The sequence below is a fragment of the Brevibacillus sp. genome (assembly GCF_003521185.1).
Taxonomy (GTDB): Bacteria; Bacillota; Bacilli; order Brevibacillales; family Brevibacillaceae; genus Brevibacillus; species Brevibacillus parabrevis.
On the sequence record NZ_DOTK01000075.1, the window covers coordinates 1 to 9,715 of the forward strand.

At 47.5% G+C, this 9,715-nt stretch carries 6 protein-coding genes; 2 read left to right on the plus strand and 4 right to left on the minus strand.

Translation table 11 applies throughout. From position 1 onward, the window contains the following. Nucleotides 1-321: 321 nt before the first annotated feature. The 3 genes from DEP07_RS21960 to DEP07_RS21970 form a co-directional block, all read right to left on the minus strand. Nucleotides 322-1,413, minus strand: a complete 1,092-nt coding sequence (locus DEP07_RS21960; protein ID WP_173600197.1) for an HD-GYP domain-containing protein — start codon at nt 1,411-1,413, stop codon at nt 322-324. Nucleotides 1,414-1,575: 162 nt separating this feature from the next. Next, complete coding sequence (gene gyrA / locus DEP07_RS21965; protein ID WP_173598259.1) at nt 1,576-4,092, minus strand: DNA gyrase subunit A; 2,517 nt, start codon at nt 4,090-4,092, stop codon at nt 1,576-1,578. Nucleotides 4,093-4,321: 229 nt separating this feature from the next. Continuing rightward, on the minus strand, nt 4,322-5,506 hold the full coding sequence (locus DEP07_RS21970; protein WP_287103011.1) for an MFS transporter: 1,185 nt from the start codon (nt 5,504-5,506) through the stop codon (nt 4,322-4,324). Nucleotides 5,507-6,027: 521 nt separating this feature from the next. Here DEP07_RS21970 and DEP07_RS21975 point away from each other — a divergent pair. Beyond that, nucleotides 6,028-6,762: a response regulator transcription factor gene (locus tag DEP07_RS21975; RefSeq protein WP_122966902.1), complete on the plus strand. Its 735-nt coding sequence runs from the start codon at nt 6,028-6,030 to the stop codon at nt 6,760-6,762. After that, complete coding sequence (locus DEP07_RS21980; protein ID WP_242773380.1) at nt 6,759-8,117, plus strand: sensor histidine kinase; 1,359 nt, start codon at nt 6,759-6,761, stop codon at nt 8,115-8,117. Before DEP07_RS21975 ends, DEP07_RS21980 begins: the two co-directional genes overlap by 4 nt. A 52-nt stretch (nt 8,118-8,169) precedes the next feature. Here the strand turns inward: DEP07_RS21980 and DEP07_RS21985 are convergent, their stop codons facing one another. Further along, entirely contained in the window at nt 8,170-9,444 is a 1,275-nt protein-coding gene (locus DEP07_RS21985) for an MFS transporter (RefSeq protein ID WP_287103012.1), read from the minus strand. Nucleotides 9,445-9,715: the final 271 nt, after the last annotated feature.

A 9,715-nucleotide genomic window follows, 5' to 3' on the forward strand; every position in this document is an offset into this window, starting at 1 on the left:
TTTCGCTGTTCAGTTTTCAAAGAACATTTTTTCTTTTCGCCTCTCAAGGCGACTTTTCTATCCTATCATGCCCGCTGAGTTTTTGCAAGAAGTTTTTTCTTGGCTCGTTTCGCTCAGCAGCGACAATTCAATACTTTATCAAATGAGATTGAAGAAGTCAATAGCTTTATCTTCTTTTCTTATTTGATGTTCGCCTCTAGCGAAGCGACAAGATGTATCTTATCACGTATAAAAGACATGCGCAAGCACTTTTTTAAAATAGATTTAAAATCCGTTAAATAAAAATGAAAAGAGGCGAATTTTATCGCCTCTCCACTCTTTTTACGATTGCTCCAAGACACGAAGAATCGCCAAATGTCTCGATTCCACCAGATTTACGATTCTCCCTTTGGCTTCTACCATCGGTCGAGTAGGGTGATTACGGTCCGTAAATACAATTTTCCCAATCGTACCGTCACTTAACTCTACAATCGTTCCAACTGCAAATTGCGTAATCCCATCCACAAAGGTGCGCACGATCGTCGGGTCAAGCTTGCCAAAGCTGTCTTGCACCAATTGCTCGACTACTTCGTACGGCGAGAGCGCTTTTTGATAAATGCGGTCAGAGCACATCGCATGATACACATCAGCTACTGCAACGATTTTGCTGTACAGGTGCAATTTTGAACCAGGCAACCCCAAAGGATATCCCGATCCATCTTCCCGCTCGTGATGTTGCAAAGCTGCCAAGGCAACGCCTTCACTCAAACCGTGGGACGCTTTGATGATTTGATAGCCATAGACGGTATGCTTTTTGATCTCTTCAAATTCATCATCCGTCAGTTTCCCCGGCTTTTGCAAAATTCTGCGGTCGATTTTCGTCTTTCCTATATCCAGCAAAGTTCCCGCCAACGCAACCTGCATCCATTCCTTTTCCGGAACTTTGATCCATTTTGCAATCATATAAGAAATGATTCCGACCGCAATCGCATGCTCATACGTATAGCTGTCCATGCGCGCAAAACGCCGCAATGACAGCAATACTTGCGGTTGCTGCTGGAACTCGGTAATGATCGGCGTAACCACCTCACGCACTTCCATCACCGGAATGTTATTTCCGCCCTGCACACGAATCATCAAGTTTTTCAGTGTCGATACCGCTTTTTCAAAAGACTCCTGAATCGCTGGCTTGATGGTAGGCGGCTTGTCAGAACTTTTCACCGGCTCTTCCGCTGGTGCTTCCGCTTGCTCAGATATATATCCAGTCCCAACTTCCTCGATATGTACCTTCTTAATCATAAAAGCTTCGAGAAATTCAATTTCTTTCTCGTAAATAGGGGTGCCCTTTGAAAACAGGATTCCCCCTAATGCCGTATAAACTTCCTCTGCCAATCTTGCTCCGCTGTTCAGTTGCTTCACTTCCACGATGGGCAACCTGGTCACCACCCGATCCAACTTGTAATCACATAGTTTTCTTTTCCCAATTTTACTCCAATTTCAAACCAATTGCAGGAATAAAGTAACAGTTTGGGCAAACTTTCTGTTCAAAAAAGAGCGCCCCACAAAACTCGGAGCGCTCCATTCATGATCTTGGCATTATTCTTCTGTTGGTTCGTGATCGTCTGGTTCCACATTGGATGGAGCGTCAACTCCGTCAACCGCTTCTTCCATGTCCTCCAGATCGTCATCATCTTCATTCGGTGGGCATTTGGCTACTGAACCTACCTGTTCGTTTTCAGACAGACGGATCAGCTTCACGCCTTGCGTATAACGTCCCATTACAGAGATACCCTTCATCTCCGTGCGGATGATAATACCGGAAGTGGTGATAATCATCAAATCTTCTTCTGGCTCCACCACTTTCAGTCCGACCACATGCCCGCTGCGTTCCGTGACATTGTGCGTCTTGATCCCTTTACCACCGCGCGACTGAATACGGTATTCCTCAACAGGAGTCCGTTTGCCGTAACCGTTTGCCGTTACGATGAGAACTTCCGCGTTTGGCTTGATGACGTCCATATCAATGACATTGTCATCGTCGTCAAGCGTAATTCCCTTCACGCCGGTTGCGTTGCGTCCCATTGTCCGCACGTCACCCTCGTTAAAACGCACAGACATCCCTTTTTGCGTACCCATAATGATCTCTTGTTTCCCGTCAGTCAAACGAACACCAATCAGCTCATCGTCTTCGCGCAGATTGACTGCAATCAGTCCGCCTTTGCGAATGTTCTCATACGATTCCAGCGTGGTTTTCTTGATAATCCCTTTCTTTGTAGCAAAGAACAGGAATCGCTCATGATCAAATTCCTTGACTGGAATGACCGCGCTGACCCGCTCCCCTTTTTCAATCTGGATCAGATTGATGATCGGAGTGCCTTTTGCCGTGCGGCTGAGGTCTGGAATCTCAAAGCCTTTCAGACGGTACACTTTGCCCTTGCTTGTGAAGAACATGATGTAGTCATGAGAATTGGTAATATACAGATGTTCAACAAAGTCGTCATCCTTCGTTCCCAATCCCTGAACGCCCCGTCCACCGCGTTTTTGTGAACGATAAGTGGATACAGGCAGACGTTTGATATATCCGTCATGAGTCAGCGTAATTACGACATCCTCTTCCGGAATCAAATCAGCGTCTTCGATATGATTTTCATCAAAAGCGATGGCGGTGCGCCGCTCGTCTCCGAACTTCTCCTTGATTTCGCCCAGCTCTTCGCGAATAATCGCGTAGATTTTGGCTTCATCAGCAAGAATAGCTCGCAGCTCCGCAATCTTCACCAATAGCTCCTGATACTCGTTCTCGATTTTCTCGCGCTCCAACCCTGTCAAGCGTTGCAGACGCATATCGAGAATCGCTTGTGCCTGCTCGTAGCTCAGAGCGAAGTTGCTCATCAGCCCCTCGCGAGCTTCTTCCGTTGTTTGCGAAGAACGAATCAGGCTGATAATCTCATCGATGTGATCCAGGGCAATGCGCAAGCCTTCCAAAATATGAGCGCGCGCTTCAGCCTGCTTCAGATCGTATTCGGTCCTTCTGCGAATAATGACGCGTTGATGCTGCAGATAGTAATACAACATCTCACGCAGATTGAGGACGCGTGGGCGGCCATCGACCAATGCCAGCATGTTCACACCGAAAGTAGTCTGCATTTGCGTATGCTTGAACAGATTGTTCAACACAACTTTCGGAATGACATCGCGGCGAAGCTCCATTACGATGCGCATACCTTTACGGTCAGACTCATCCCGCAAATCGGTAATGCCTTCGATTTTCTTTTCCCGGACAAGCTCCGCAATCTTCTCAACGAGTCTTGCCTTGTTTACCTGATAAGGAATTTCCGTCACGATAATGCGCGGTTTTCCCTTTTCCTCTTCAATTTGGGTTTTCGCTCGCATGATAATCGAGCCTCGACCCGTTTCGTAAGCACGACGAATGCCACTTACCCCAAGGATCTCTCCCGCTGTAGGGAAATCCGGGCCTTTGATGATTTTCATCAAGTCTTGAACCGTAATATCCGGACTGTCGATCATGGCAATGACGCCATCAATGACTTCCGTCAGGTTATGCGGCGGAATATTGGTTGCCATCCCTACGGCAATCCCCGACGCACCGTTCAAAAGCAGGTTCGGGAAACGAGAAGGCAAGACTACAGGCTCTTCCTTGCGCCCGTCGTAGTTAGGCGTGAAATCAACTGTCTCTTTATCAATATCGCGCAGAAGCTCCAATGCCAGCTTGGAAAAACGCGACTCTGTATAACGCATGGCCGCTGCCGGGTCACCGTCAACAGAACCGAAGTTTCCTTGCCCTTCGACGAGCATATAACGCATATTAAAATCTTGAGCCATCCTTACCATCGCTTCATAGATGGAAGAGTCACCATGCGGATGGTAGTTCGCCATTACTTCCCCGACTACGTTTGCCGATTTACGGAATGCTTTGTCAGGAGTAAGACCCATATCATGCATGGCATACAAAATACGCCTGTGCACAGGCTTCAAACCGTCGCGAACATCAGGCAGCGCGCGACTGACGATAACGCTCATCGCATAGCTGATGAACGACTCTCTCATTTCTTGGCTAATATCGACTTTGGGAAACCGAGCAGTTTCTTCTGCCATAAACGGTAAACCTCCAACTGGTTATCACAATACGTTATTATACCATATAGAAAGAGGGCACGTCCAAAAATTCCAGTCGAATCAATCGATTCCCCTTGTTTTTCTCAGTTTTTCGCTCCGCTTTTACGGCAGCATCGACACACCATTTTATTCCATAGCTGTTTTACATTCACTTATGTTTTGCCATACCCGCTTTTCTTATGCAAAAATAAAAAAAGCCGAACCGATCTCAAGAAGAAATCGATTCGGACATAGCAGTCTTTTTGCCTTGCCGGGCCAAATAAATGAGGTAAATCAACAAGTAAAGTCCGAGCGCTACTAATGAATAACGATACATCACGGCAAAGCTGGTCATTTTGGCGATCGCCCCCAAAATCATGGCACCACCGCCGATCCCCAAATCAAATGCCGAGAAAAACGTCCCGGTAGCCGCGCCCCTTCTGGTCGGATCGACACGTTTGATCGTCCACGCCTGCAAGGAAGGCTGCACACCGCCAACACCAATACCAAACAATATCGCGGCAAGGATCATCTGCCATTCAGTCGTACTGTACGACAGCAAAAGCAATCCGCCGCCCAGGATAACTCCACCGGGAAGCAAAATCCACACAGGCCCCTTGCGATCAAACAACTTCCCAGCCAAAGGCCGAACCGCCATCAGTGCAATCGCATTGAACAAGAAAAACAACCCGATATTGGCGATTCCGACCTCAATCCCGAACAAAGTAATAAAGCTGACGATTCCTCCGTAAATGATTCCGATCAACAAATTCAACAAGGACGGAAACAGCGCTGCCTTTTCCAAAAGCCCGCTTAACACGCTTCCTTGCTGTTTTTTCGCCGGAACAATCGGTTTGAATTTTACCAGGCGCGACAGTATCATCGCTAACGCAGTCAAGCCTGCTGAGATGGCAAAAAGCCAGCCGTATCCCCAGTTTTGCGAAACCCACAGCCCCAGAAGCGGACCGAAGCCCATCGCCAAATTGCTGAACATCCCGAAGTAGCCCATACCTTCTCCGCTGCGTTCCCGAGGAATGATATCAGACACAATGGTTCCGTAAGTCGTCGTGACGATTCCCCAACCGATCCCGTGCAAAAAACGAATCGCCAACACCAATGCCACGCTGACCATCCAATAGTAGCCTGCAACCGCCAGCAGAAAAATCGCCAAGCCGAGTAAAAGGACTGGCTTTCTCCCGATCGTATCCAGCGCTTTCCCGGCAAACGGACGCACAAGCAGCGCTGACACAGTGAAAAGACTGATGACAAGCCCTACCGCCAGTTGATCTCCGCCCATATCAGTCACATATACGGGAAGGGTGGGCAGAAGCATCTGAAAAGCGACAAACAGCATAAAGTTGGAGAGCGCCAGGATCACAAAATCCTTCGTCCACAACGCCTTTTTTTCTGACATAACACTCACTCTCCCATACGAGTCCTGATCCTTTTCAATACAATATTATATGTAATGTTTTAAAAGTCAACCCGCCGATGGCACTTCTCCCCTGCCCTTGCCATTCTGCGAGCCTCTCGATCGCCATGCCCATGCTCATCTTTTTCAAAACAAAAAAGACGCCGGATACCCGACGCCCTGCCGCTCTGATTCATTGGATAATGCTGAACGAAACTATTACAGCTTAACGATCATTTCCAAATCGGAGGTGCGAATCATTGTTTTGGTGTCGATCAGCAGTCCGAAGAACAGCACGGCTATCTTCATTAGTTTTCTCATGGTGTATCCCCTCCGTTTGTTTGTTACCTTGATTGTACAAGCTTCCAAGCGTCTCTCCCATCGATTTGCCTTGCATGGATCTTACAAAGCTGTAAGGCTTGCAAAAAAGTGTGGGAAAAGTATGGGAAAACCGCGCTGGAAACGGATCGGAGAAAAAACTGTTGTACAATAGCTTGTGAAGATAAGCCCTGCGGAGGAACCCGATGAAAGACTTTCGTATCGCCATAGTTGATGATGATGTGAACATTCGCCAGATTGTTGCCGCCTATTTGCAAAAAGAAGGCTACCTGATAGATGCCGTAGGATCGGCAGAGGAAGCCTTTTTTCTAAAAGAAGAGGCTCCCCCTGACCTTTGGGTTTTAGACATCATGTTGCCCGGTATTGACGGATATGAATTTTGCCGTCGCATCCGCGCGGAATCTGAAACGCCTATCATCATGATTTCTGCTCGTGATGAGGAAGTGGACAAAATACTCGGATTGGAGCTTGGCAGCGATGATTATTTAACCAAGCCGTTTAGCCCGCGTGAGCTGGTAGCGCGCGTCAATCGTGCTTTAAAACGTTGGGAACATATGCGTCAACCTGCTTCACAATCGGGACTCGCCTCTGTAGCGGCGCCAGCACCAGGTAAAAACTCTGCTCCAGAAGGTCTTCTCGTATTGGATAAAGACAAACGACTCGTCTATTCGCTGGGGCACGAGGTAGAAGTGACTGCAAAAGAATTTCAGGTGCTCAGCCTGCTGTCAGAGAATCCGGATCGGGCTTTTTCCCGAGATGAATTGCTGACGCTCGTCTGGGGCTACGACTATTTTGGCAGCGACCGTGTCGTCGATGATTTGATTCGCCGCATACGCAAAAAATTGAATCACATCCCGCTAGAGACAGTCTGGGGATTCGGCTATCGCTTGCGCAAAATGGAGGGGCCAAACGAAGGATGAATATCCAGTTGCGTATCACCTTGATGTTCGCCCTGCTCCTTTGCCTGGTGACCGGAATATCTGCTGTTCTGATCAATTCTTTTTTGCTCGACCATTTAATTGCCCAGCAAAAGAAGGAACTGACGCTAAAAGGCCAGTTCTGGATTGAAAAAACGACTCTTGCCGATCAAAAAATCACAGATGCGGACATCTCCGAGCTGGACAAGCTGCTCGTGTCCAATCGCAAGGTAGAGTTGCTATTGATTGGTAAAAAGAAGAAAGTGCTTTATACCACCTTGCCTTCTTCGAATGTAAACGATTGGCTGCAAGCCTTGGAACGGAAAGCGGAGAAACGGCAAGATAAGAACATCTGGATCATTGGCCAAGACGACTATGTCGTTGTCAATCTTCCTCTTAAAAACGATGAAAAGCAGCGCCTTATCCTCGCATCACCAGTTCGCGGGCTGAAAGATGTGCGAATGGAACTCACGACAAATATGTTGCTGATCGTATGCATCGGGGCTGTTTCGACGATTTTGCTCAGTTTTTTTATCACACGCAGCATGGTGCGACCGTTGAATAAACTGACCACAGAAATCAAAAAAATACAGTTTCGACGATTCTCTGACGTCCAGCTTGTCCCGGCCCGTGGGGAGATTGCAGAAGTAGCAGAGAGTGTCTACTCTATGGCGCAGGAGCTTGATCGCTTTCATGAAATTCAGCGGCAATTTTTACAGAACGCCTCACACGAATTAAAGACTCCACTCATGTCGATTCAAGGATATGCGGAAGGAATACGCGATGGTGTTTTCGCAGAGGCAGCGGCACAAAAAGGATTGGATGTTATCGTAGAAGAAACAAATCGCTTAAAGCATATCGTTACCGAAATCATTTTGCTGGCGAAGCTTGAGAGTGAAGAAAATTTGTTTCGTCCCTCCGATCATTCGGCAACGGAGTTGGTGAACCGCGCAATTGAGCGACTTCATCCACTCCAGCTGCAAAAAAAGATTTCCATTCAAATTCGTGCCGCCACTACTCCCGACATTGTTCATATAGATGAGGGAAAGGTGCTCCAGGCTTTTCTCAACATCATTGGCAATGCGTTACGACACGCTAAAGAAAAGATCGTCATCGATGTGGAAGTCGGGAAACATTTTGTAATCGTTCATGTTATTGATGATGGAGCAGGCATCCAGGAAGATTTGCTGCCTCATTTGTTTCACCGCTTTGTCAAAGGGAAAAATGGCGAGGTAGGGCTAGGATTGGCTATTTCCAGAGCAATCATTGAGCGTTCACATGGCCGGATTGAAGTTGAAAATGGCGCGTTATGCGGTGCTATTTTCCGTATCTCTCTCCCGCTGGCCCCCCTTGCGTAAAACTAACCCCCAAGGTACTGAATCCTTGGGGGTTAACTTCGCGCTTTTACCGTTACATATTCCGGGAAACATCTACGCTGAGCGCGTTCCTTCCAATTCTCATTACCATAAAAGAAGCGAGCAGACAAAATGCTCCTGCGACAATAAACATAAAGAAGTAGCTGTTCAATACCGTATAGACGACTCCGCCACCGTAAGCAGCTACTGCTGCTCCCAATTGATGGGCGGCCAGTATCCATCCAAACAAAATCCCTGCTTGCTCCCTGCCAAAAATATCGGTCGTCAATCTCATTGTCGGAGGAACTGTGGCAACCCAGTCCAAACCGTAGAAGACGATGAACAACCCCAAACTAAATGTCGAAGATGACAGCGCAGTAGGAAGAAACATCAAGGAAAGACCGCGAAGTCCATAATACCAGAACAACAGCCAGCGATTATTGTAACGATCCGACAGCCATCCGGAAAAGGTCGTTCCAATAATGTCAAAAATCCCAATCATAGCGAGCAGACTAGCGGCAGTAACTGCTGGAATACCATGCTCCATACAGGCAGCAATAAAATGAGTTCCGATCAAACCATTCGTAGACAAGCCACAAATAAAAAAGCTGCCAGCCAACAACCAGAAATCAAAAGAACGAAGACCTGTGTGAAGCCCTTTCATTGCCGCCCGAAACGGATTTTGTGCCGGAGCGACATGCTCTCGATCAGCTACAGTCGCCCCATAAGCGAATAGCCCTTTATCGCTGGGATGATTTCGCATCAGCATCGCAACCATTGGCACCATGACGAGCGCGACAGAAGCAATTACCCAAGACGCTATACGCCAGCCATCCGATTCAGCCAAACTGGCTAGCAAGGGCAAAAACACTAGCTGTCCCGTAGCACCGCTTGCTGTCAAAATCCCCATGACCAGACCACGTTGCTTAACAAACCACCGATTGGCAATCATCGCCCCCAATACTGATGCTGTACACCCTGATCCGAGACCAACGACCACTCCCCACAACAGTGTCAACTGCCAGGATGACTGCATCCATGTAGTCAGAGCAGCTCCTAATGCCAGCATAAACAGAGCCAGAATTGTAATGCGCCTGATGCCAAAACGATCCATAACTGCTGCAGCAAACGGCCCTACCAAACCATATAACAACAAATTGACAGAGAGAGCAAGGGAAATAGAAGAGCGGCTCCAGCCAAATTCTTGCTCAACGGGCACCATAAATACTCCAGGTGCCGACCGAATCCCTGCGCCAATCAAAAGAATGAAGAAAGTCACTGCGGCAATTACCCATGCATAGTGGAAGCGTACTGAGGAATCCTGCTTCATAAAAGCTCCTTTCCCATTCATTACGAATTATGAACAGAAATTTCAGTATATTAATTCTGTAATCCATACTATAGTGGAGCAAGATTACAATGTAAAAACGAAATTTCCGATCTAATCCATCGGCGATTTCAGGGAAACGCGGAAAAACTCTTCACTCCGGCAAGCTCGTACATTTGGTGACGATGACGAGTAACCCTCTTTCTCATACAAAAAAAGCTGCATTCTCCATTACTCGCAAAAGTAATCGGGAATACAGCTTTTCTGCTTGTTC